The 23,558-nt window shown below is 55.5% G+C and carries 26 protein-coding genes; 6 read left to right on the top strand and 20 right to left on the bottom strand.

The features are described 5' to 3' along the window. Positions 1 to 54: 54 nt before the first annotated feature. Positions 55 to 357, bottom strand: coding sequence for an SH3 domain-containing protein (locus J7394_RS21015; protein ID WP_209255931.1), 303 nt, complete (start codon positions 355 to 357; stop codon positions 55 to 57). 102 nt (positions 358 to 459) lie between these two features. Further along, complete coding sequence (locus J7394_RS21020) at positions 460 to 852, bottom strand: GFA family protein (protein WP_209255932.1); 393 nt, start codon at positions 850 to 852, stop codon at positions 460 to 462. A 287-nt stretch (positions 853 to 1,139) separates the two neighbouring features. Here J7394_RS21020 and J7394_RS21025 point away from each other — a divergent pair, with 287 nt between their 5' ends. Next, a complete protein-coding gene (locus J7394_RS21025; protein WP_247748342.1) occupies positions 1,140 to 1,349 on the top strand; it encodes a WGR domain-containing protein in 210 nt (69 codons plus the stop codon). A 606-nt stretch (positions 1,350 to 1,955) separates the two neighbouring features. Here J7394_RS21025 and J7394_RS21030 read toward each other — a convergent pair. The 7 genes from J7394_RS21030 to J7394_RS21060 form a co-directional block, all read right to left on the bottom strand. Further along, a complete protein-coding gene (locus tag J7394_RS21030; RefSeq protein WP_209255933.1) occupies positions 1,956 to 2,636 on the bottom strand; it encodes a class II aldolase/adducin family protein in 681 nt (226 codons plus the stop codon). Continuing rightward, complete coding sequence (locus J7394_RS21035) at positions 2,629 to 4,056, bottom strand: FGGY family carbohydrate kinase (RefSeq protein WP_209255934.1); 1,428 nt, start codon at positions 4,054 to 4,056, stop codon at positions 2,629 to 2,631. The genes J7394_RS21030 and J7394_RS21035 overlap by 8 nt, the downstream gene beginning before the upstream one ends. 61 nt (positions 4,057 to 4,117) lie before the next feature. Next, positions 4,118 to 4,972: a sugar phosphate isomerase/epimerase gene (locus J7394_RS21040; protein WP_247748344.1), complete on the bottom strand. Its 855-nt coding sequence runs from the start codon at positions 4,970 to 4,972 to the stop codon at positions 4,118 to 4,120. Further along, entirely contained in the window at positions 4,969 to 5,961 is a 993-nt protein-coding gene (locus tag J7394_RS21045) for an ABC transporter permease (RefSeq protein ID WP_209255935.1), read from the bottom strand. The genes J7394_RS21040 and J7394_RS21045 overlap by 4 nt, the downstream gene beginning before the upstream one ends. Further along, complete coding sequence (locus tag J7394_RS21050) at positions 5,958 to 6,965, bottom strand: ABC transporter permease (RefSeq protein WP_209255936.1); 1,008 nt, start codon at positions 6,963 to 6,965, stop codon at positions 5,958 to 5,960. The genes J7394_RS21045 and J7394_RS21050 overlap by 4 nt, the downstream gene beginning before the upstream one ends. After that, positions 6,958 to 8,463: a sugar ABC transporter ATP-binding protein gene (locus J7394_RS21055; protein WP_209255937.1), complete on the bottom strand. Its 1,506-nt coding sequence runs from the start codon at positions 8,461 to 8,463 to the stop codon at positions 6,958 to 6,960. The genes J7394_RS21050 and J7394_RS21055 overlap by 8 nt, the downstream gene beginning before the upstream one ends. A 63-nt stretch (positions 8,464 to 8,526) precedes the next feature. Further along, positions 8,527 to 9,513: a substrate-binding domain-containing protein gene (locus J7394_RS21060; RefSeq protein WP_209255938.1), complete on the bottom strand. Its 987-nt coding sequence runs from the start codon at positions 9,511 to 9,513 to the stop codon at positions 8,527 to 8,529. Positions 9,514 to 9,652: 139 nt separating this feature from the next. Between J7394_RS21060 and J7394_RS21065 the strand changes: the two genes are divergently transcribed. After that, complete coding sequence (locus J7394_RS21065; RefSeq protein WP_209255939.1) at positions 9,653 to 10,714, top strand: LacI family DNA-binding transcriptional regulator; 1,062 nt, start codon at positions 9,653 to 9,655, stop codon at positions 10,712 to 10,714. Positions 10,715 to 10,796: 82 nt separating this feature from the next. On the opposite strand, the gene J7394_RS21070 is transcribed toward J7394_RS21065, so the two are convergent. The 9 genes from J7394_RS21070 to J7394_RS21110 all read right to left on the bottom strand — a co-directional run bounded on the left by J7394_RS21070 (position 10,797) and on the right by J7394_RS21110 (position 19,786). Beyond that, a complete protein-coding gene (locus tag J7394_RS21070; protein WP_209255940.1) occupies positions 10,797 to 12,416 on the bottom strand; it encodes an FGGY-family carbohydrate kinase in 1,620 nt (539 codons plus the stop codon). Continuing rightward, positions 12,413 to 13,138, bottom strand: a complete 726-nt coding sequence (locus J7394_RS21075) for an SDR family oxidoreductase (RefSeq protein ID WP_209255941.1) — start codon at positions 13,136 to 13,138, stop codon at positions 12,413 to 12,415. Before J7394_RS21075 ends, J7394_RS21070 begins: the two co-directional genes overlap by 4 nt. Positions 13,139 to 13,258: 120 nt before the next feature. Further along, positions 13,259 to 14,026, bottom strand: coding sequence for an SDR family NAD(P)-dependent oxidoreductase (locus J7394_RS21080; protein ID WP_209255942.1), 768 nt, complete (start codon positions 14,024 to 14,026; stop codon positions 13,259 to 13,261). Between the two features lie 3 nt (positions 14,027 to 14,029). Beyond that, entirely contained in the window at positions 14,030 to 14,596 is a 567-nt protein-coding gene (locus tag J7394_RS21085; protein WP_209255943.1) for an SIS domain-containing protein, read from the bottom strand. Further along, entirely contained in the window at positions 14,593 to 15,636 is a 1,044-nt protein-coding gene (locus J7394_RS21090; protein ID WP_209255944.1) for an NAD(P)-dependent alcohol dehydrogenase, read from the bottom strand. The genes J7394_RS21085 and J7394_RS21090 overlap by 4 nt, the downstream gene beginning before the upstream one ends. Before the next feature lie 12 nt (positions 15,637 to 15,648). Continuing rightward, positions 15,649 to 16,620, bottom strand: coding sequence for a sugar-binding transcriptional regulator (locus tag J7394_RS21095; protein ID WP_209255945.1), 972 nt, complete (start codon positions 16,618 to 16,620; stop codon positions 15,649 to 15,651). A gap of 64 nt (positions 16,621 to 16,684) precedes the next feature. Beyond that, a complete protein-coding gene (locus J7394_RS21100; RefSeq protein WP_209255946.1) occupies positions 16,685 to 17,503 on the bottom strand; it encodes a carbohydrate ABC transporter permease in 819 nt (272 codons plus the stop codon). A gap of 3 nt (positions 17,504 to 17,506) precedes the next feature. Then, positions 17,507 to 18,373 carry a carbohydrate ABC transporter permease gene (locus tag J7394_RS21105; protein ID WP_209255947.1) on the bottom strand — a complete coding sequence of 289 codons (867 nt, stop codon included), beginning with the start codon at positions 18,371 to 18,373 and terminating at the stop codon, positions 17,507 to 17,509. A 69-nt stretch (positions 18,374 to 18,442) separates the two neighbouring features. Further along, positions 18,443 to 19,786, bottom strand: coding sequence for an ABC transporter substrate-binding protein (locus tag J7394_RS21110; protein ID WP_209255948.1), 1,344 nt, complete (start codon positions 19,784 to 19,786; stop codon positions 18,443 to 18,445). Positions 19,787 to 19,931: 145 nt separating this feature from the next. On the opposite strand from J7394_RS21110, the gene J7394_RS21115 reads away from it, so the two are divergent. The 4 genes from J7394_RS21115 (at position 19,932) to J7394_RS21130 (ending at position 22,311) form a co-directional block, all read left to right on the top strand. Then, positions 19,932 to 20,948 (top strand): ABC transporter ATP-binding protein, encoded by a 1,017-nt coding sequence (locus J7394_RS21115; RefSeq protein WP_209255949.1) that lies wholly within the window; start codon positions 19,932 to 19,934, stop codon positions 20,946 to 20,948. Between the two features lie 11 nt (positions 20,949 to 20,959). Continuing rightward, positions 20,960 to 21,703, top strand: coding sequence for an HAD family phosphatase (locus J7394_RS21120; protein WP_209255950.1), 744 nt, complete (start codon positions 20,960 to 20,962; stop codon positions 21,701 to 21,703). Positions 21,704 to 21,805: 102 nt separating this feature from the next. Next, positions 21,806 to 22,054, top strand: coding sequence for an FGGY family carbohydrate kinase (locus J7394_RS21125; RefSeq protein ID WP_371812120.1), 249 nt, complete (start codon positions 21,806 to 21,808; stop codon positions 22,052 to 22,054). Next, complete coding sequence (locus J7394_RS21130) at positions 22,024 to 22,311, top strand: LysR substrate-binding domain-containing protein (RefSeq protein WP_371812121.1); 288 nt, start codon at positions 22,024 to 22,026, stop codon at positions 22,309 to 22,311. The genes J7394_RS21125 and J7394_RS21130 overlap by 31 nt, the downstream gene beginning before the upstream one ends. Before the next feature lie 47 nt (positions 22,312 to 22,358). Here the strand turns inward: J7394_RS21130 and J7394_RS21135 are convergent, their stop codons facing one another. Together J7394_RS21135 and J7394_RS21140 are read right to left on the bottom strand one after the other, a co-directional pair. After that, positions 22,359 to 22,928 (bottom strand): carboxymuconolactone decarboxylase family protein, encoded by a 570-nt coding sequence (locus J7394_RS21135; RefSeq protein ID WP_209255951.1) that lies wholly within the window; start codon positions 22,926 to 22,928, stop codon positions 22,359 to 22,361. A gap of 137 nt (positions 22,929 to 23,065) precedes the next feature. Next, positions 23,066 to 23,551 (bottom strand): YHS domain-containing (seleno)protein, encoded by a 486-nt coding sequence (locus J7394_RS21140; protein WP_209255952.1) that lies wholly within the window; start codon positions 23,549 to 23,551, stop codon positions 23,066 to 23,068. Between the last annotated feature and the right edge of the window lie 7 nt (positions 23,552 to 23,558).

Raw genomic sequence — 23,558 nt, forward strand, 5'->3', positions numbered from 1 at the left:
TTTCTGCCAGCATTCTATTATTACTGTAAGATGGCATCACTGATCATCGTCGTATTAGATTTTCCGCAAGTATGCCCAAGAGACATACCCCTTTAGTTTACGAGCACGCTCCAATGAAACGCGGCACCAGCGTGTGCCACCGGTCTGCTCGCAGCTGTGAACTCGTAGTGCGGTTCCATTTGGAAGACCAACGATCACATTGAACCCTGTTCCAGGTCCGCTGCGCATTTTTAGCATGTCACCGTCTTCGACTCCAAAAACCTCATATGGTCCCAGTGACGCCGCCGCAGCCGGCTCAACGCCCATGACGACCCCTAGGAACAAAGCCGCTAGGGGTGAGAAGATTGCATTTCGCATCTTGATGTCCTGCTTGTTGCCTCAACTACAATCGTAGCAATTCGGGTCACCAGAAGGAACAACTCCCAGAAAGAAATGTACGTGATACCAAAGCCTAAACCCCTACATATCTTCCAATTGGTGGGGAACCCTGGCCCAGTTAGGGGCATCTTTCACAAAAACCTTTTTCGATGGGCTGAAGTTGTTTGGTTCATCCAGTGTCCCAGCTGCAATGCTCGTCAATCCGAAGGCTGTCAGACCCCACAAGCCTGACCCGCAGGTACCGCAGAAATGCTTGATAACAGGTCGGCCTTCCTTTGAGGTCTTCTCAAAGGTCTGTGGTTTGCCCTTCAATAGCTGTAGATTTTCTGACTTTATCATGTACCCGGCGTAGCCATCTGTACCGGTCATCGATAGGCAATCTCTGCAAAAACACATGAGTTGCAGTACCGCTTCACCAGTGATCCGGTAACGCACTTCACCACAGAAGCACCCACCTTCCAATGATTGTGCCATGATCGTTCATCCCTCTATGTCCACTGGGAAGAGTAGTGAACATCGTATGCGCCCTAATCTGAGGCGGCAACATTTACACATTGTTTCTGGCTACCTCACGCGGAATTTCATCCTCTGACTAAATGCGGCAGTTCCCGGCCGTGAAAAATTCTCTTCTGCGTGAGTACGGTCGTTAAAGAGAGAAAACTGTGCGGATGTCCGCTCAGTAGATGTAGGTCCGTTCCATTGAGGATCAGAATCCATTCCGACGAATGGATCTTGCAAAGTCATTGGACAGACGGTCTGAATTGACCGACAATCACATCATGGAGCTGACGGCAACCACACCTGTCCACCTGATCCATGTGGATCCAGACGTCAACATGGCGCGGTTCTATGGAATAGAGTTGCAGCCGACGCTGTTTGGGGAAGTGACTGTGTTTCGCACCTGGGGACGTATCGGCACAAACGGGCAAGCCATGATGGTACGAACAGACAGCTCATTGATTGGGCGCTGACGACGGAATGAACACAGCTTTTGTTTGCGCTACTTCCTGTTATTAAACGAGAACGCAATACCCACCCGGAAATCCCATTCCATTCTATTGTCCGCGGAACGATTGTGAATTTGAAACCGCAAAGCAGATCGTTGTGAGTTAATAGGAAGTGGCACAGGAAATAGTATCGAAGTCTAAGCTGCGCCAGATTTACCTCGCATGTGCGGCCCTAACCGGACCTTCACCCCGTAATCTCGATGCTGCGGCGCGGCCCGTCGACCCTGCCGTTCGCTGCGAGCGCAAAATCAAAGGCTGCCTGGACTCGCGAAATGCGGGACAACTCTGCCGTTGGTAGCACAACAACCGATGTTTGGTTCCGCGAGCCACAAACCGCAAGGCCTTGATCGAGGTATCGTACTGAGCCCGCAGCCCAATGCCCCCTGTGCCGTTCAAGCAGGCTGATCAGAGCTATTGTGGGCCCGCCGCTTTTTGAACCAAGTACAGACTGTACCAAGTCTCGGTATCTTTAATGCCGATTGATTTCTTACATACGTAGGCTGAGAAAGCCCCCTGCACGTCACAAATAAAGCCCTTTTGACAATAGCTTTACATTTTTCTCCTCAAATACTAGCCGCGCGGCAGTGCGATGTCGTTGCTACCTTCAGGCTCTGGTCCAAGGCCATAATCCATTCGTTGCATCTGATCGATCACACGTGACATTTCTTCATTTGACAAAACCGGCGGTTCCCCAAGCGGTAGCGCTTGCACATAAAGTCGAGACAAAGTCTCAACTTCTGTCGCCAACCAAAGGGTCTTGTCCAGTGTCTTGCCGATCGCGATCTGCCCGTGTTGAGCCAACAGACACGCAGTTCTGCCTTTGAGCGCCGCCAGCACCGCCTCGGATAGCTCTTGCGTCCCAAACGTAGCATATTCGGCACAGGGGATGGTCGTTCCGCCAGCCACTCCGACCATGTAGTGGAAAGCCGGGATCTGGCGGTGATGACAGGCAAGGGTCGTTGCGTAGATCGAGTGGCAATGCAACACGACATCGATGTCCGGGCGGGCTTTCAGGATATCGCGATGGAAACGCCATTCAGATGATGGCCTGCGCCCGACATAAGTGCCTTCGAAATCCATCTCCACCAAATCGTCGAGAATCATCTTTTCATAAGGCAAAGACGACGGTGTTATCAGGAACCCATCCCCGAGACGGACCGACAAATTTCCGGCCGTGCCCTGATTGATCCCAGTGGAGTTCATTTTCAGACATGTCTCAACCATACGCTCGCGCAGATCTTGTTCAGTCATAAGGTTGGCCTCCTTGTCGATTTGCAGCCTCGCGCCATTGCGTCGCGTATTCCGTCAGGCCCGGCAGTACAACAGACCGGACCGGTTCAAGCGTCAGAGGCGGCGGTGGGCTACCAGACGCCCTGCATGCGAGTTGCAACGCACCCGCGACAACACCATGAGTTTCATGCGACGCTTCCGTGCGAAGGCCCGGACGCAAGGCCGCGACGATTTGCGCGTACATTGGGTCCTTCAGAAACGTCCCATCCAAGATGAGCCTTGAGCCTCCGTTCAAGACATCAGTGCAGGTGACTGTTAGCAAAGCCGAATGCAGAACCGCAAGAGCCGCGCGCTCAGCTTGGTTTGCGGGAGAAGCACCAACAATATGACCTCGCCTGGCTGAGCAGGGGAACTGCCCGTCATTGTCACCAAAACTCGGCATCGCCATCGTACCCCGCGTGATCAGTCGCGCCACATCCTTTTGCTTGACAACTTCATCGCTGGTGTCTGCTCCGGCAATCGCCGAAAACTCTCGCCCACCCATCGTCAGTGCCCCACCGATCGGGTTGCCATCCATATCTGCGTTAATCGTGGTACCAAGTGATTGATCAAGTTTTTCGGTTTCAACGTCACGCGACAAAGCGACAACCCAGGTTCCAGTAGAAACCAGGGTAAAATCCTTAACCTGCGCGGCCAGATAGCGAAAAAAGTTGGCCGTAGAGTCATGTGCGCCGGTCAACACCACCATATCCTGAGGTAAGTCAAATCGCTGCACAAGGTCCTCGCGCACCGGTCCGAGAGGGTCCCAGGCCGCCTTGAATGCTGGCATAAGTGTTTCCCAACCTCGCTCCAGAACAATCGGCGTCCACCGTCGCTGCGGCACATTCCACAGATGCGACTGCGCCCCCATAGCCGAGTATTCAGAGGCCGCGACTCCGGTCAGCCACCAACCCCAGAATTGCGCGATGTTCAGAAAGTGGCGAGCGTTGCGAAACTCTGTCGGGTATGTGCGTTCCATCCAAAGCAACTGACGCGCTGCATGCGTGGATGCCATCATCACCGGGCTGCCGCGATCCTCAAAGGTTCCCGCTTTCTTTCGATATTCTGCATCAATGTCAGCAGGGCATGCCTGCTCATAATCGATCATCGGCAAGGCTTGTCCCGCACCGGCGTCGTCTGGGTCCGAGCCCACAAGTACCCCACCTGACCCATGTCCGACCGGAACAATCATCCGGATTGGATGCCGCTTGCAAAGCTCTGCAAGCGTTGTGATCAACCAGATCGAAGCGCCTTCCAAATCATGGTATCGCCAAGTCTGACCCTCCAGAACCGAGTTTGGGGTCGACCGACTCTCAAGCAAAGTGCCGTCCTTGCTAGCAACCCAGAGCTCAATGTTGGTTTTGCCAACATCGATAACAGCGATATCACCTATTCCGGTCAAAAGTTTAGCCCGTCAGCGACTACACAGCATCCTACATCCCCAACTGAACCTGCTGCCGTCATCATATAAGGCGGTACTGAGCCGCCTTGTTCCTGAGGAACGGCAACCCTTTGTCCATAACGTCTTCGAAGGAAGGGGCAACAGGCCGCCACACAGCAAGACCGTACCCAATCTGAGGGGGCATGTTGATGAAACTTTCCATCGCAAGCCCCCCCTTGAAGCCAATCGCGGCCAGCGTCGCGTAGATTTCGTCCCAGTCACAGGTCCCCTCGCCCGGTGTGCCGCGGTCGCTTTCCGACAAATGAATGTAGCGCAAGTGTTCTCGTGCATCGAGGATACCGTTGCCCGCGCCCTTTTCTTCGATATTCATGTGATACGTGTCGAGATGGATGAAGATGTTGTCGACCCCCACCTTTTCGATCATGTCGACCGCCTGCCAGCCTGTATTGATCAAATGGTTCTCGTAGCGATTTACCGGCTCAATCCCAAAGGCGATCCCAAGGGTCTTGGCATGTTTCGCGGCCCCCTCCAAAGCCCGAGCAATATTATCGTATTCTGCCTGTGTGGGTGGGACACCTGTGCGTTCTCCAATGCCGCCATAAGTCACGCCGGAAAGGGCTTCGGCACCCATGTTACTGGCCATGTTCATAGCGTCGACAAGGTGCTCGATTGCGCCGTCTGGATTGACTGACGCCCAGTGTTGTTCGGGCAGTCCGAGCGAGCAAACCGCTCGCATTTCGTGTTTCTCGAGCAAGTCGCGCGTGTGAGCCGCATCCACAACGGCGGTATCCAGCAATGCAATCTCGATGAAATCCATCTGGTAGGCAGCCGCAGCGGGTATCGTCCGCTCGGCCCCATCACGATCCCAATGCATGGTCCACATGCTGGTATGTACGCCGAAACCTTCCATGATCATGTCCCTCTTCGTCGTTTGTTTCGCCACCGTTCACCAACCCAGCGCAGCGCCATCACGCCAATCAGAAACAACCCCCAGACAGCGGTGGACAAATGTTGGTTGGCGCCGATCAGGTTCAAACCTGATGAAAGTGCTTGCAGGATAATCAAAGCCAGAACCACCGGCAGAACACGCCCAAAACCGCCAAATGGATCGATGCCGCCCAGGAAACAAGCCAGCACTGTCACCAGCAGTAGGGCCTCGCCATGGCCAACTCGGACAGAATTGAAACGCGCCGCCATCAAAATCCCGGCAACGGCGCATATCATGCCCGAAATCGCGTAGATCAAGACAAGTGTCCGGCGCGTATGCAGGCCGGAATATTCAGACGCCTGGATATTCGAACCGATCATGTAGACCGAGAACCCGTGGCGTGATCGTCTTAGCATGATATGCCACATGAGCGCGGCCACCAGAAAGACTATCATCGGAACTGGAACACCCATAACGCTGCCATGGCCCAGTACGTTCATGTACTCTGGAAATCCCGATATGTCTCCTCCGCGCGTCAGAAACTCACCCAACCCACGTAGGAAGATCATCATGGCAAGCGATACCAGAATGGGATGTGCTCCGACATAAGCCACGACGACGCCCATGACAGCGCCCGAAGCAGCACCGGCCAGCAAGGCAAGCGCCGCTCCCAGCACGAAAGCCCCCGGTCCAGCCTCGGCTCCCCCAAATTGTATCAAAACCCAAGCCAGTGCGAGACCCGATATGTTGGCTTGAAAGATGATGGCAAGGTTCAGCCCCCCCGAAAGAATCGGCACAAGCATTGCCAGTGTCAGCAACCCCAAGACCGGCATCTGAAACGCCATCGAGCGCAAGTTGGCACCTGTCAGAAACAAAGGCGTCGCGAAGGAAAACGCCAGAAAAACCAAGCCGAGAAAGACAAGAAGGGGCAAGGTTTCCGCACCAAATGCCGCGTTCAATTTGTCGCGCAAGCTCATGTTGTGCCCACCTTTGCGACAGCTGTAGCGCCACGTGGCAGCCGCCCAAAACTCAGGTTCGATGATGAGATGGCCAGCAGGATCGCTGCGCCGATGATCATTTGGAAGGCAAATGGCGAGATTCCAAGAAGGTTCAGACCGTTCTGCGTGATCGCAACAAACATCACCCCAAGGATGCATCCAAGAACAGTGCCTCGCCCACCACCAAGTCGAGCCCCGCCGAGGACCACCGCGGCCAGCACGTCCAGTTCCCGACCGTATAGCGCATTTGGAACAACCTCTTGGGCAATGTTCACCTGCATCAGCCCCCCTATGCCGGCCATCATCCCGCACCATCCAAAGGCGACAATTTGCATCTGCCAGATATTCACGCCCGCGCGCCTTGCGCCCTCGGGGTTGTCGCCAAAGGCATAAAGCTGGCGGCCCAGAGTGGTTAAACGGATGAGGCCCCACGTCGCGACGACGCAGACGATCATGACGGCAACTGAAAGATTCAGTTCCGACCAGGTTCCATCCGAGGCTTGTCGTTCAAAGATGAAAATACGATCAGTCCACCAATCTGGCAGGTTGTAGATGTTTCGGCCTTTCGTGAAGAACATTAGCAACCCGAAGAACGCGTTGAAGGTGGCAATGGTGATAACAATAGAAATCACCCGAAATCCGTGGATCAAAAGAGCATTGATCATTCCAAGACCGATCCCAAGCAGGCCCGCGACCAGAAACCCAACTGCCCAGTTTCCGCCCCCTGTGCCCATGAAAACCTGCGCGGCCACATACTGAACGACCGAAGCCGCGACAGCGAAAGAAATGTCAATGCCACCGGCAATCAGGACGACCAGCAGGCCAACCGCCCAGATCAGGTTCACCGCGTTATTGTTCAACAACGAGGTGATGTTGCCCAACGTCAGGAACGTGTCCGTACCAAGCGACAAACCAAGGATCATCAAAAGCAGCACAACACTTAGGCGCGCCTCGACGGGATAGGTTCGAAAGAAGTCACGCATAGATACGTGCCTCGAGTTCGGGAACGCTGGTCGTCCGTGGATCGTACTCGCCCACAATACGCCCATCCGCCATATGCAGCACACGATCCGCATTGAACATCGCTTCGGTCACCTCGTCCGAAATCAAAAGGATCGCCAGCCCTTCTTCGGCCAAGTGTCGTACAATGCGAAAGATGCCCGCCCGAGCCCCGACATCCACACCAACGGTTGGGCTGTCGAGGATCAACAGCCGTGGCTCGGTTGCCAGCCATTTTGCCAGTACAACTCTTTGCTGGTTGCCGCCTGACAACGTCGAGACAGCATCCTTCGGCTGCCCAATCTTGACGGCAAGTTCATCGATCCAGTGGCAAACAAGTTCGGTTTGACGTCTTGGGGATAGCAATCCGAACCCATTGAGAATGCGATCAAGCACTGAAATAGACGTGTTGTCCGCGATTGATTGCGGTTGAATAAGCCCCAGGGACAGTCTGTCTTCCGACACATAAGCGACACCGCGCGCGATGGAGTCGCGGATCGAGGCAAATCGAACAGACGCTCCTTCCAGGCGGGTTTCACCCGTATCAGGTGGTTTCATACCTATTAGTGCAAGGGCCAATTCCGTGCGTCCGGCTCCGATCAAGCCCGTCAAACCCAGAACTTCGCCACGCCGGATGGTAAGGGAAACATCGTAGAACTCTCCGTGCCGACTGAGTCCAACGGTCTCCAGTACCGGTTCCGCCTTAGAGCGGTCCTGCGCGCTGACCGTGTTTTCCAAAAGCGCCCCGGTCATGAGCTCGCCAAGGCGGGATTGCGTCATACCTTCGGTCGGATAGACACCAACAAGCTTGCCATCCCGCAGGACTGTGACCCGCTCTGAAATGTCTATTACCTCTGCCAATCGGTGGCTGACGAAGACGACAGCAATACCTTGTGAGGACAGCGTGCGAACGACCGCTAGCAATGAATCTGTTTCGCTTTGGGTAAGCGATGCCGTTGGCTCATCCATAAACACCAGACGTGCGTCGCCCATCAAAGCTCGTGCAATCGCAACGATCTGGCGTTGCGCAATTGGTAAATCGCCCAGTCTTGTTTCCAGGTTCAACGGCACATTCAAGCGATCAAGCACCGCCTGTACTCGGGTCTTATAGCGATGTCCGAAAGTCAGGCGCGGCACCAGTCCAACCATCTCATCGAAAGCGATATTTTCCGCGACGGTCATATGCGGAAACAGAGCAAGATCCTGCCAAATAACCGCGATCCCCAACGCTCGGGCTTTTGTCGGAGAGATCGAGTCAACGGTCTGACCAAACAGTTGCAATTCCGCGCCGGGGTCGGCTGTGTAAACACCAGTAACAAGCTTGATAAGTGTCGACTTGCCACAGCCGTTCTCTCCGGCAAGGCAATGCACCTCTCCCGAACGCACTTCGAAATCAACGGATTGCAGCGCCTTTACGCCGCCGAAGGTTTTCGAGACATTTCGAAGCCTCAGCGCCGGGGCCGTGTCTGGTTCAGCTTTCATGTGTGTTCTTAATATGAATGGAGATCCGCGATGCGCGGACCCCCAAATCGACAGTAAATCGTATCAGAGCCCCTTGGCAGCCAGTTCATCAACGGTGCTCTTGTTAATCTCCAAGAGGTTATCGGTGATAATGTTGCGGGTTGCGGCATCTGGACTGACAACACCTAACCCCTCGATCTCGGTGCCTTCGGAAATTTCTTCACCGTTCACCAGCATGTCGCCCAGAGTGACGAATACGCGGCCTGCCTCAGCTGGGTTCCACATGAACCCTCCGGAAATGACATCATCTTTCAGCAGCTTCTGGCCCTGACCGGGTGAGAACGGCCCAAGCACATGGACCTTGCCGCCCAAGCGACGTTCCTCGATCGCGCGCCCTGCCCCGATTGGACCTTGGCTGCCAAAGGCAAGGAAGCCGCGCAAATCAGGATTGGCTGCGATCAGGTCAAGAGCGGTCGAACGGCTGTCATCAACGCTTTCTGCAACGCCATAACGATCACCCACCGGCTGCAACTTGTCGGAGCAGTTCTCGGCCAGCCAAGCGATGCCAGCATCCGCCCAAGCGTTGTGAAGCGGTACAGTCAGTGAGCCCACATAAACGGCATAGGTACCCGGCTCTTCGGTTTTCTCACAAAGAAGCTTGGCATGCGCTTCACCGAATCCATCTGCAGAAGCCAGTTCGAAGTTCCAATCTACGTTGTTCAACCCGGGCCCTTCGTGAGCGATCACCTTGATCCCGGCGTCCATCGCCTTCTGCAACACGGGCTCAAGCGCCGCCTCGTCGTTCGGCACCACGCCGATAACATCCACACCCTTGGCGATAAGATCTTCAATCGCACGCACCTGTAGGGCTGGGTCGGCTGAGGTCGGACCGATCATTTCGGCACTGACACCCAACTCACCAGCACGTTCCTTGATACCTTCTTCCATAGCGTTGAACCAAGGAATCCCGCCAATTTTGACGACGATTCCCATGGTGGTTTCAGCAGCTAGGTTGGTTGCCCCAAGCGCAAAAGCGCAGACTGAGGCTGCGAGTACCGGTCTAAGTTTCATAATTTCCTCCCAGATTGGCCAGCGCTGAACAGAAAGCGCATGGCAGAAATCAAACTGCACCATCGGTTGTTCTTTGTTGCGCAATCGATGGTGCAAAGGCTATATGGAATACACTAAACTTGTCAAAGGGGAATCTTCGGTGTCGACAACCGAGACTAAGAAACAGGTCACAATTTACGACATCGCCGAGCGGGCAGGCACCTCGGCCAGTACTGTCGGTGCAGTTCTGAACGGCTCGTGGCGCAATCGGCGCATCAGTGAAAAACGAGCCAACGCTATTCAGCAAATCGCGAATGAAATGGGCTATGCACCCAATATGCAGGCCCGCGCCCTCCGCAGCGTCAGATCAAGTATGATTGGAATGATTATTCCTATGTACGACAACCGCTACTTCGGAGCGATCGCCGAACGGTTCGAAATGGCGGCCCGTGCCAGAGGGCTACTGCCCATGACCTCGTGCACACACCGCGAACCGGAGCTGGAACTTGCGACGGTCAAGCAGATGCTGTCTTACAATGTGGACCGGATCGTCTGTGCCGGTGCTTCTGACCCCGATACCATCGCCCGGATTTGCAAGGCGCAGGGCGTTCCAACGATCAACCTTGATCTGCCTGGTGCAGCAGCGACTTCTATCATTTCCGACAACTACACAGGCGCATATAGATTGACTGCAGCCCTGATAGAACATGCGCAAGTTAAAGGTCTAGATTGGCAGAACGAGTTTCTGTTCCTAGGCGGCCGCCCGACCGACCACAACACAAGCGAAAGAATACGCGGTTTCCGTGATGCGGTCTCGGACGCAGGGGCTATACCTTTGGACGAGAACATACTGGCCTGCGGCTACGCAGCCGCTAAGTCTAAGGCCGCATTTGCCGCGAAGTTGGAAGAAACGGGCCGAATGCCGACCGCGATGTTTGTAAACTCGACGATATCGTTGGAAGGTGTATTTGATTGGTTGGCGCAGAATGACAGAGCCGCACTAGACACAATTCTGTTTGGAAGCTTTGATTGGGACCCTTTTGCTCAGTACATGGCCCAGAATCTGTTTTCGGTCCGACAGGATGTCTCGGCGATGGTAGACACGATGTTCAGGATTATTGACGGTGAACCACCCCATAAACCTGAAATCATCCAGATTGCGCCAATCGTCATCTCTGACAAAGCAGGCTGCGATACGGCCCCTTCGTCACGGATGTCGTGAACAATTCCCAGTTAACTGTCTGTGCTGATATGCTGTGCCGAAGACGTTCAAAAACTATTGGCAGGCGCGAGGTAAGTAGCCCTTAAGGTGCCGCCAATGCCTGACGCAGACGACGTTCAATGTCTTGCAGTCCCTTAAAGGCCTCGTACCGGGCATCATGCAGTTGTGCGATCACGCCAGATTTTGGCAAGAACCGATCCTTTTCTGATGACATCCTCGCCATTGCCTCCTCAAGAGACGTTTCTGGCTGGCTTGCCACGGCACCTAGCATAGCTGCACCCAAAAGAACCGGTTCAGGTGAGGTTGTCGATAGGACAGGAGCGCCGCTGGCATCTGCCAGAAGTTGCTTGATCGTGGCGCTTTCCCCTGCCCCACCACTAATCGCGACGGTCGAAGGATGAACACCATGTGCGGCTTGCGCCTCCATGATCTGGCGCATCCCGTAACCTACTCCGAGCACTGCAGCGACATAGGTTGCAATCAGGTCATCGCTATCATTTGCCAGTGTTAGGCCAGAAACGATTCCGGTTGCGTCAGGGTCGGCATAAGGTGCCCTGTTGCCCAGGAAATCCGGGACAATTACCCGGGCCCCTGCCAGCCGGACCGCATCGCTTGCATCTGACACGCGCCGTTCGACCTCGCGCAGAAGAAACGATTGCAGCGACATCCCCTCTGCTTGCGCGAGGGAGGTTGCGTCGCGGCTCGATGGATGGCCCGTGATTAGGTGCGCGATCGCTTCCCCAGCCGTGGATTGCCCCCCTTCTGACAACCACATTCCCGGCACCATGGCCGAATAATATGGTCCCCAGACACCCGGAACCTTGTGCGCGGTCTTCGAAGTCGACATCGTGCAAGCCGACGTTCCGAATACATAGGCCATCGTCGACTCGGGTCCTGTTTCGGGATCAGCGCCTACGGTGCCGATCCCCCCGGCATGAGCATCAATCAAACCCGCGCCGACGGCTGTACCTTCAAGCAAACCCATGCTCGATGCGGCTTGAGCGGTCAATCCCTGTGCCAGAGGTGTTCCCGGTGCCACGATATTCTGCCCGATACGGGCATACTCCTCAGATGGCAATTCTGAGAGACCAATCTGGTTGAAGTAACTGTCATCCCACCGACGTTCATGCGCCAGGTAAGTCCATTTGCATGTCACCGTGCAGGCGGATCGATCCAGTGACCCTGTAGCGGCCCATGTCAAATAATCCGGCAGGTCAAAGAACTGGCCGGCGCTGCGGAACGAGTCCGGCATATTCTCTTTGATCCACAGCAGCTTGGGCGTCTGCATCTCAGGAGAGATCCGCCCCCCAACATAGTCCAAAACGGGGTGGCCCAATCCATTGATGCGCTCGGCCTGATCCTTGGCCCGGTGATCCATCCAAACGATTACGTTGCGCTCGGTCATACCCGAGGCGCTGATGCTCAGCGGTTGCATGGTCTGGTCCAGGACGACCATTGAACACGCCGCATCGAAACCAACACCTTTGACCTGCGAGGCCTCGATTCCACTCTCCTCAACCGCGCCCCGAACACAGGCACAAACAGCCTGCCATATGTCTGTCGAAGACTGCTCGGCTATATCGCCGGTGTCGCGCCACATTTGAATGTCTTGTTTTCGGCTGGCCAACAATGTGCCGTTGCTATCAAAAACACCCGCCCTGGCACTGCCGGTCCCAACATCTACCCCTACGAAATAGCTCATAGGTCCACCGCGTTTGGCAGGATGACAAGATCCCGGATCGTGACATTCGCGGGGCGGCTGAGCATGAAAACCACGCAATCGGCCACTTCCTTGGGTTGCATCAGACTCCCCTCGGCCAATGCTTGTTCCATTTTTTCCTTCGGCCAATCATCCAGCAAAGCGGTCACTACAGGACCCGGCAAAACAGCGCCAACCCGCACACCATGCTTGGCAACCTGCCGCCTGACAGAGTGAGTGAAAGCCTGCACGGCATGTTTTGAGGCTGTATAGATGGGCTCCCACACGACGGGAACAACACCTGCGATGGAACTGGTCATGATGATATCACCCGATCCCTGTTTGGCCAGATGTGGCAAAACAGCCTGCACCGAGCGAAACGCAGCATTTATATTGAGGTTCAAAACACGATCCCACGCATCCGGATCACCTTCCAATACGTCGCCGCCAATGTAAGCGCCGGCATTGGCGTGGAACGCGTCCAGTCGCCCTACTTTTCCGAGGATTTTTGGCAGCATCTGGTCCACGCTGTCAGGATTCGCAACGTCTGTAACGATTGAAAAAGCGTCGTCCCCCAAGTCATCGCAAACTGTCTTCAATGCCGCTTCGTTCCGATCGACCAAAGCAACCGTGGCCCCTGCCGCGATACACTCTTTGGCACAAGCCAGGCCTATGCCCGACGCAGCGCCCGTTATCGCGATCACCTTGCCCGCCAGATCAACCATTCAGTTGCCTCCTCTACACCAAACCGTACCGTTTTTCCTCACCTTCCGGGAAGTCTCCGCAGTGCTGAAAACAGATCGACGGGCCAATCCCAAACCCAGAGGGTTGGTTTGCAAAACGCGTCATATGCTTGAATACCCCCCTTCGATCATCATGATCGCACCGTTCACTAGATCGGATGCGGGGGCAGCCAGATACAGGGCCATATCTGCGATCTCGACAGGTTCGCCAAAGCGGCCCAAAGGCGTTCGCTCGATAAACGGATCTTTCTTTTCCGGCGCCGACCATAGCTCTTTCCCCATTTCGGTTAGCACGACGGTTGGGCAGATCGCGTTGACCTGAACGTTGTATGGCGCCGCTTCGGTCATGAGCGATTTCGTCAGAGAATTGAGCGCCCCCTTGGAGGTGGCGTAGGCCGCGTGATCGGCTAGGGCAATAACGCCCGTCTGCGATGAAATGTTGATGATCTTGCCCTGTCGGCGTTCCATCATGCCAGGCAGTACCGCGCGGGATAGGATAAAGGGCGCTGTTAGATTTACCGCCAAAGTGCGCTGCCAATCCGCCAGATCATAGTCAACAACCGGCCCGGTCAGGGCAATTCCGGCAGAGTTAACGAGAATATCGACCCGCCCAAAAACCTCCAATGCCCTGGCTGCGACCAAGGCCGTTTCTTCGGCATCAGCCAAGTCTCCGGTTATTGCTGCAAAATCTCGCCCCAATGCTTGAACCTCAGTTCCCAATTGCGCAAGCCGGTCCTTGTCGCGGCCATGCGCCGCGATGTCCGCTCCTGCATCCGCAAAAACCTGTGCAATTGAGGTTCCAATCCCTGAAGACGCACCGGTGATCAGCGCTTTCTTTCCCTCCAAGCTGAAACGGGTTTCCCAGGCCATAAGCTATTCCAAATTCGTGTGATTGCCGCGCATAGCCTCGGGTGTGACGGCCATTCTTTCGCGCAGGTCCAGCACAAGAAGCTCGAAGAACAGGAACATGAGTGCCTCATAGAGCGACCCCATCGGCAGCACAGACGTGGCATCAGAACCTTCGTCTGCGGCCATGGTTTGCGCGGGAAGGTGAACGGTCAGATCCACGACCTGTGGCACGGCACCCTCGGGTTCTGCAGTGATGCAAACGACTTTGGCACCGGCCTCCCGCGCAACGCCCACCAACGCGGCCACGGTTGAAAAATGCCCCGGTCCTGCGCTGACAAGCAGGATGTCAGATGCCCCGACAGATGGCGCCGTCATGTCGCCGACCACATGGGCGTCGCACCCCAAGTGAAACAGCCGCATCGCAAGTGCCTTCATCATCAGGCCCTCTCGACCGACACCGTAGCACAGGATGCGCCGTGAATTGACAAGAGCCTCAGATAAGGGCGCGATCTGTTTCAAAACGTGACCGGACAAGCCCGGTCGTAGTTCAGACAGGACCTGTTCAGCCAAATTGTCCAAAACGTCGGTCATGTTCGGTCCAACCGAATCTGGATTTTGACATCTGTTGGTCGCGCCTCAACTGCACGGTCGAACGCTTCGATGCTGTTCTCAAAGTCAAATGTTTCAGTGATCAGTGGTTTCAGATCCACTTTACCCGATCCAAGCAAAGCTATGGCCCGGTCATACATATTGGCATAGCGAAAAACCGTCTCCATCCTGATTTCCTTGGACTGAGCCAGAACAATGTCCACTGGCACCGGATCGACCGGCATGCCCACCCAGATCACACAGCCCGCAGGGGCTACGACGTGGAGCGCTGTTTGAATTGAAGCGGCAGCACCGGCACATTCGAAAACCACATCTGCGCCCCACCCTTCGGTCGCGTCGCGCAAAACGGCTGAGGGGTCATCGCGTCCGATCAAAATAGGTTCGATATTGTCATATTGCGCAGCAACCGACAGTTTTTCCCCAACCAGGTCAGAAATATAGACCTTGGCGCAACCACCAGCCAGCGCGGCCAGAGCCACCATTATGCCAATTGGCCCTGCACCGGTGACAAGCGCCACATCACCCGGTTTGATCTTCGCTTTGGTTGCTGCCTGCATGCCAATCGCAAAGGGCTCGACCATTGCCCCTTCGGCAAAGCTGATGTGGTCGGGCAAGCGATAGGTGAACGCCGCAGGATGTACGACCGAAGGGGTCAGGCAGCCATGCACCGGAGGCGTGGCCCAAAACCGCACAGATGGGTCCACATTGTAGGCACCAAGCTTTGCGGCCTTGGACCGGGTATTGGGAATGCCGGGCTCCATACAGACCCGATCACCGACACCTAGGTCTGTTACGTCTGACCCGACCTCTGTGATCACACCTGCAGCTTCGTGTCCTAGCACCATAGGCGCGTTCACGACAAACGGCCCAATCTTGCCATGGGTATAGTAGTGAACATCGCTGCCGCACACCCCGACCGTATCTATCGCGACGCGGACATCCTCAGGGCCCAATGTCTCGGCCATCTCAATGTCGCGCAACGCCAGGCGACGGGCTTCTTCCAGAACCAGAGCTATGGCCATCCTACACCTCTCTTATGTTCCGTTGGTTTCAAGCAAAGCGGCTGCCGTGTTCTCATCCGTAACAAGCGTGTCGACAAAACCGCGCTTCAGGGCCGCAGCAATGATCGGCGTCTTGTGAAGGCCACCTGCAGCCAGAATGACGTTGTCTATTTCGGCCATCTCATCCAGCGACAGGCCAATGACGCACTGGTTCAACGGATGATCAATCAGCTCACCATCCGCATTCAAGATGTGCCCGGTTATATCGCCCACTCCTCCTTTGGCGATCAGATCGGCCGGATCTACCCCATTGGGCAAGGCATCACGCACCAGCAGCGAACTCTCCAGATCCCCCGTAGCCAGCGCAATTGCACCGCAAGAGCGAATCTTTTCCAGCATATCCCGGATCACATCCTGATCCATGAACAGTGCCTGACTCTCCGGGCTACCCGCATAAAGCGGCGCGGTGAAAAAGCTGTGTTCGGCGTTGCATAAATCAGCCAGCCGCGTTGTGATCTCGTACCCGTTCACGTCCGATCCGCGCGAGACGCCGCCCATGATCGACACGATCTCAAGATCAGGACGGTCGAGCGGCTGCATGTGGCGCGTGGCAAGGTTAAGAGTGTTGCCCCAGGACATGCCAAAATGGGTCAGGTTCGGGTCGCTCAAAACTTCGCCCAGATGCGCGCCCAGCCCTGCAGCAACCAGCGGGGTGACTGACAACCGGTTCTCGGGCGAAGGCACCACGACTGCGCGTGTCAGCTTGAACTGCCGCTCAAGTTCCCATTCAAATTGCGCCGCTGCGGCAAAAACGGAATCCACACTGACACGCAAAATGCCACGCCGCCGCGCCTCGCTGAGCGCTTTGTTGACACGCAGCCGCGTTGTTCCAAACCGCTCGGCCGCGTCGGCCTGTGTCATACCCTCGACCTCGCAAGCCCAGCACAGCCGCACCAACAGCTGTTCTTCCGGGTCGATCTGGTCGAGTTTGATATAGCGTGACATGGATGTCCTTTCCTTTTTGTTCCGTTCTACCGCAACGAAACGGGAAAGGGAGTGGTCGAAGACTTCATTTCACGGCCCCCATCGTCAGGCCACGCACCAATTGTTTGGAGGCGATGAGCGCGAAGATCAGAACCGGGATCACGATCAGCGTCGATGTGGCCATGATCTTACCGTAGGGCAGGTTGTAGCCCTCCATAAACGATACTGCCATTGCGGGGGCTGTTTTGGCTTCTGTCCGTGTCAGGATCAGGCCAAACATCAATTCGTTCCAAGAAAAGATAAAGGAAAAGATGGCCGATACCGCGACCCCTGGCATGGCCAGCGGCAGACAGATTTTACGCATGATAGTAAACTGCGAGGCCCCCTCCAGCCGCGCAGCCTCGTCCAAGTCGTAGGGGATGCCCCGAAACTGATCGGTCACGATCCAGATGACGATCGGCAGATTAAAGGTCAGGTAAATCAGGATCAGCGTTATGTGTTTGTCCAGCAACGACAGGTTTCTGGCGATCAGAAAGAACGGCAGCGCAAGTACGATGGGTGACACCATCCGGTTGGTAATGAACCAAAACCACAGGTCTTTCTTTCCGCGAAACTCGAACCGAGCCAGCGCAAAGGCGGCGGGCACGCCCAAAACCAGCGCAAGAAGAGTGGTTGAGATCGCAATGATCAGCGAATTGATCAGCGTCCGCATAACCCCGTCTTCGAACAGAGCCTCACGATAGTTGGCCAATGTCGGTTCGAATAACCACACCGGGGGAGACTCGAGCGCCACCACCTGTGTTTTTAGCGAGGTCGTGACCATCCAGTAGAACGGAAAGACACAGACCAGTATGATCGCAGCCAGCAAGGCAATCTGGGACCAGTATGAGCGGGTCGTCATCATGGCTCAGACCTCTTTGTAGAAAACGCGGATGTAAATCTGCGCAAGTACAATGGTGATGATCAGCAGTATGATCGCCTGCGCCGAGGCCAGCCCCTGATCAAAGCCGCGAAACCCAACCCGTTGGATCATAAGCGAAATGAACTCGGTGGACGATCCCGGACCGCCGCGCGTCAGAGTGAATACCATATCGAACAGTTTCAACGTGTCCGCTGTCCGCAGGATCAGCACCGCAACCAGACCCGGAACTAGAAATGGCAGTTGCACGTAGCGCAGAACAATCCACTTGGACTTGGTTTCCAGGCGCGCAGCCTCTTCCACTTCACCCGGCACCATGGTCAGACCTGCCAGAAGAACCAGCGCTACAAACGGTGTCCATTGCCAGACGTCCCAGAAGACAATCATGGCAAAAGCGTTCTGGGGATCGCCGATCCAGTTTATGTCGGCCCCGCCCAAAAGCTGGTTCACTACACCAAACTTCTGGTTGAACATCACCTGACCCAGAAGACCCACAACCGCGTAGGTCGTGGCCATCGGCAGAACGAGGCTTAGGCGCGCCAGTGTTTTTACCAGTGTCAGACCGGGTTGATGCAACACCAACGCAATGCCCAGACCGAGTGCGATTTGCAGCGGCAGAGCCGTACCCAGCAGGAAAAACGTGCGGCCCATCGCCTGCCAGAACACTTCGTCCGTCAGAACGGTCCAATAGTTTTCGAAACCTATGAACTCGACCCGTTTCAGCTTTGTAAGGTTGTAGAAATGCGCCGAGGTCCAGACCGCGTAGAGCAATGGTGCGATTCCGACCATGGCAAGGCCAATGACCGCTGGACCGATGAATGCAAATATTGTTCTGCGGGGTACTTGGCCGCGCATGTCCGTCCTCCAGCTGACCCTCTTGAACAGGGTGCAGGGGCGCCAAATATGCGCCCCTGCTTTTTTGGTTTACTGAGCCAGTGGCTTGTCGCCAGAGTAGTATCCGGCTGCGCCCAGCACAGCCTCCATCCGGGTACCGATCTCTTGTGCGCCTTCCTCGGTCGAAACCTCACCCAGCATCATTTTCGTGCCCCATTCCTGAACGATCTCGGTGATCTCGGGCCATTCCGCGAAACGGGGGCGGAATTCCGGCACGCCGTCCTGCCAGCTTTCGACCAGCGCGGGGACAAATTTGAAGTCTTCCAGACCGTCTTCCTGATAGACAGACTGACGGGCCGGTACGCCACCGCGCTCAAGGTATTCCCGCGCGTTGGCTTTCGAGGTTGCCCACTGGATGAACAAATAGGCTGCGGCTTGTTCGGCTTCGTCTGCTTGTGAAGCGACGGCCAGAGAGAACCCGCCTAGGGCTGGCTTGCGGCCTGCAGGGCCTGTGGGCTCGGGCGCGATTTCAACGCAATCCGCCACTTTCGATGTCTCGGGCGAGACGACTGACGAATAGAAGGCCGACCATTCGGTGATCATTGCGATGTCGCCCTGACTGAACCCGTTGACGGTTTCGGCGTGATCATATGCGACGATGCCGTCGGGCATGAATTCCATCAGATCCTGACGGAACTTCAGACCTGCCTGGCTTTCCTCGCTCATCAGGTTGGATTTGAATTCATCATCCAGGAACGAGCCACCAAACGGCCACAGCATCCGCGCAAAGCTGTCGGCGGATTGGGTTTCATTCCGCTTGGACTGCAACGCAAAGGCGTATTTGCCGTCTTTTGTCAGTGCCGGGCCATAGGTGTCTTTCAGCTCTTGCCACGTTTCCGGTGGGCCGTCGAACCCGGCCTCTTCCAGCATGCAGCGGTTATAGAACATCAGGCCGGAATAGTTGTCGAACGGCAGGCCATATAGCGTGTCATTCCATCCGCCAAAAGCGTTCAGCACCAGCGGGAAAAAGTCGTCGATGTCCAGATCGGGGTCAACTGCATCAGGGAACTTCGCCTGCACATCCGCCAAAGGAATGATCCAGTCGTTTTCTGCAAAGTTGCCAATCCAGACAAGGTCAATCAGTGCGATGTCCAGATCGCCGCCAGCTACAAAATCCCGCACCTGTTCACCCAGAGCGTTTTCGTAGGGGTGCTTTATGACGTTTACCTTGATGCCTGTTTCCGCTTCGAAATCGGGCAGCATGGCTTCGATCGCCTCGTAACCCGGACGCAGCAGGAAGACGACGTCAATGGTTGTGCCCGCGTAGGGTTCTGCAGCCTTCTTCAGGCTCCAGCCATCATCTGCAACTGCCGCGCCGGTCGCGACGATGCTTGCGACTGCTGCGGTACCTAGCAAGTTTCTAAGAGTTTTCATTCTCAGGTCTCCTCCCAGTTCAAAGATCTTTTGCATCTCATCACATACAAAAGTATTTTTCTGGCTTGAAAGTCAATACATTTGTTCCTACTGATAAACAAAAGATACCGCGAACCGCGACGTTCGCCGTTGGGGAGGGATCGCCTTGGCTGGCATCAATATTGAAGGTCTCAACAAGTTTTATGGTGAAACACAGGCGCTATTTGACGTCAGTCTCGATATCGAGGACGGAGAGTTTGTTGTGTTCGTCGGGCCGTCAGGCTGTGGGAAATCAACCTTGTTGCGTACGCTGGCCGGGCTAGAGGGCGCGGACTCGGGGAGCATTAAGATTGATGGGCGTGACGTGACCCATGCCGAACCTGCTGATCGCGAGCTGGCAATGGTGTTCCAATCCTATGCCCTGTACCCCCACATGAGCGTGCGCGAAAACATGGATTTCGGCATGAAAGTCAACGGGTTTGCGCCTGCCCTACGGCAGGAACGGATCACCGAAGCAGCGCGCATTCTACAGCTGGAGGACTACCTTGACCGCAAGCCCTCTCAGCTTTCGGGCGGTCAGCGGCAGCGTGTCGCGATTGGTCGGGCCATCGTCAAGAATCCAAAGGTTTTCCTGTTTGACGAGCCATTGTCCAATCTTGATGCCAAACTGCGGGTGCAGATGCGGGTCGAGCTGGAAGGCCTGCACAAACAGCTCGCCGCGACAATGATTTATGTGACTCACGATCAAGTCGAAGCCATGACCATGGCTGACAAGATCGTTGTTTTGAATGGAGGGCGCGTCGAACAGGTTGGCACTCCGATGGAGTTGTACCATGCACCTCGGTCCCGTTTTGTGGCCGAGTTCATCGGTTCACCAGCCATGAATGTGTTTGCCCCAAGCAATACGGTGAGCAACCTTACTATCAAGCCGCATGCGGCTTTCGTCGGCTGCCGGCCCGAACATCTTGAGCTCGTGCCACAAGGTGCAGGCAATGCCGACGCCGCGGTCCGGGTCAAGGAACAGCTTGGAGGCGAGAGCCTTCTGTACCTGATCCTCTCGGACAAAAGCGAGATTGTCGCGCGTGTGGCCGGCGACGACGATACACAAGTCGGTCAAATTGTGGGCGTTCGAATACCCGAACTTCGGCTGCATCAATTCGGCGCCGACGAGCTTGCACTGTAGCGGTGCGCGTGATGACAAAGGGGGAACCCGCAGATCAGGAATCGGATACTCAGCTTCCATTACTGCTGGATGCCTTCAGCCTCGTGATCTTCGATTTTGACGGGGTCATTGCCGATAGTGAGACTATCTCGCTCTCGACATTGAAAGAGACGTTCACCAAGTACGGTATAGACATGCCCACGCAAGAAGTCAGGCGGCAATTCCTGGGCAAATCTCTTGCTGCAATAGAAACGTTTGTTGCTGAACATTGTACGCAACGATCCACCAGCGCCTTTGCGCATGATTGGCAGGCTGAGCTGTTCCGACGCTTCAAGCGGGAACTCTCACCCATTTCCAATGTAACGAGCTTTTTGGGGGTGTTGGCTTCGCTGCAGGTTCCGTATTGCATCGCCTCAAGCGGTACATTCGAACGGATCGCTGTTGCCTTGAAAGCGATGCAGATGACTGCGCTGTTTGAAAACGTCTTCAGCGCCGAACAGGTTGAGCACGGCAAACCGGCGCCAGACCTGTTCTTGCACGCGGCCGCCCGGGTTGGTGTCGCACCCGAAAACTGCCTGGTGATCGAGGACTCACCCTATGGTGTGCGCGCTGCCAAGGCGGCGAACATGTACTGCGTCGGATTTGTGGGCGGGGCGCACTTGCGTGGTATTGAAGACCGGCATGGTGAATTTCTCCGTCAACAAGGGGCTGATCTGATCATACCATCCTATGAGTCTCTCGCCCCCGCGCTGGTCACGCAGCGGACAAAACAATAAACGGTTTGAAGACACAGATGGGGGGCAACGTGGCATGAGCTACCTTGCATAGATCTGGGAACATCCGGGCTTCGCGCCTTGCTTCTGACGGAAAACGGGGGTGTGATCGGATCAGCAGAGCGGACTTATTCCACTGAACACAAACACCCCGGTTGGAGCGAACAGAACCCCGCAGATTGGATCACGGCGCTTGAGGAGACAGTCCGCGAATTGCGCAGCAGTCACCCCGAGTTTACCTCGCTCGGCGCAGTCGGCGTCGCAGGACATATGCATGGCGCAACGTTACTGGATTCCCTGGGCGAGGTGATCCGGCCGTTTCAATGTGCAGGAAGACTGTCACCAAACGCATGAGCCCACGCATCAGCATGAACACAAATGACGATGTGATCCAGTTGGCATTGCAAGGTCATGGTGTCGGACGGCTTCTGTCCTATCAAGTCGCCCCCTACATTGCAGATGGGCGGATCAAGACTGTTCCAAAGTCATATGAACCACCCGAGATCCCCATCCATCTTGTTCATAAAGAGGGACGAACCGTGTCTGCGAATGTGCGCGACTTCGTCGATTTTGCGGCCGAGCGCATCAAATCCAATATCCTACTTGTTTGAAAAGGGTCAAGTTCTGACCGCGCGACCAACAAAAAAACGAGTTCGCGCTATTCAGCCGCCGCCGAAACCGAAGAGGTCCACGCATTTGGAACAAAGGCATCATCCAAAGCGGTGTCCGCCACATGGTTCGTATAGTTCGACAGGACTTTCAAAGCGGTGCCAAGGATGACTTCCAGCATGGTTTGGCGTGTGTAACCTGCCGCTAGAAACACCTCGATCTGGGCGTCGCTGGGCCAGCCCCGGCTTTCGTTGATCACGATGGCAAATTTGCGCAGCGCTTCCAGCTTGGGGTCGGCAATGGGGCTGCCGGTTCGCAATGCGGTGATGACGTCCTCGGGGACACCGGCCATCTGTGAGAGCGTGGTATGGGCGGCCATGCAGTACTTGCACCCGTTCAACCGGTTGTTGGTCATCAGGATTACCTGGCGCTCGGTCTCTGACAGGCTGGTCTTTCCGAAGATGCCGGAAAGTGTGGTGTAGCCTTCCAGAATTGCGGGAGCTTCGGCCATGGTCGCATAAAGGTTGGGCACAAAACCATACCCTTTCAGCGATGCTTCCAGAATTGGTTTCGCGGCATCAGGGGCGGAGGCGATTGTATAGGTCTCAAAATCAGTCATGTCTGGTTTCCTTTGGGATGAGATTTTAACGCACCCGTATTGTCCTTGCGGACAGGGCGTCTTGTGGAAATGCCGGTCTTTTGAGGAGGGGAGAGGCAGGGGTGGCTCCGACCGGCAAAAGCCACCAAATTCCTTGGTCAAAGGCTGCCGACAGGCGTGTGGTGGATATCTGCCCATTTCGCATGGGCGCCTTGGATCACGGTCTCTTTGTCTTCAAGGTACTTCTTGAAGATGTCTTCATTCACAAAGAGATAGAGTTTGCCGTCGACGATATCGGCATAGCGAACATCGCCATCAAGCTTCTTGCCAACATAGACGCCAAAGGCGCAGAAACCGCCGAATTGGGGCAGATGTGCCGCCGGATCCGCTTCGAACGTGGCTTGCGCTGCCTGTGATGCAAAATAGTAGTCCACACCGTCATGAGCCGATGTGTAAGCGGCGTTGCCCCTCTCGGGTTTCTCAGCTTCAAACATCGACACAGGATCGACGCCGTGCATACCAAGGGGGTGTCCGGTCAGCGTCAGACTGTTCGAGACGTTGTATTCATCATCGGCCAATGCGGCCGCCGCCAGGGCAAGAGTCAGCGCTGTTGTAAGCGCAGGAAATGTAAAGATGCGTTTCATGTTGTGT

Source organism: Ruegeria sp. R13_0, assembly GCF_017743995.1.
In the GTDB taxonomy this organism is placed as follows: domain Bacteria; phylum Pseudomonadota; class Alphaproteobacteria; order Rhodobacterales; family Rhodobacteraceae; genus Ruegeria.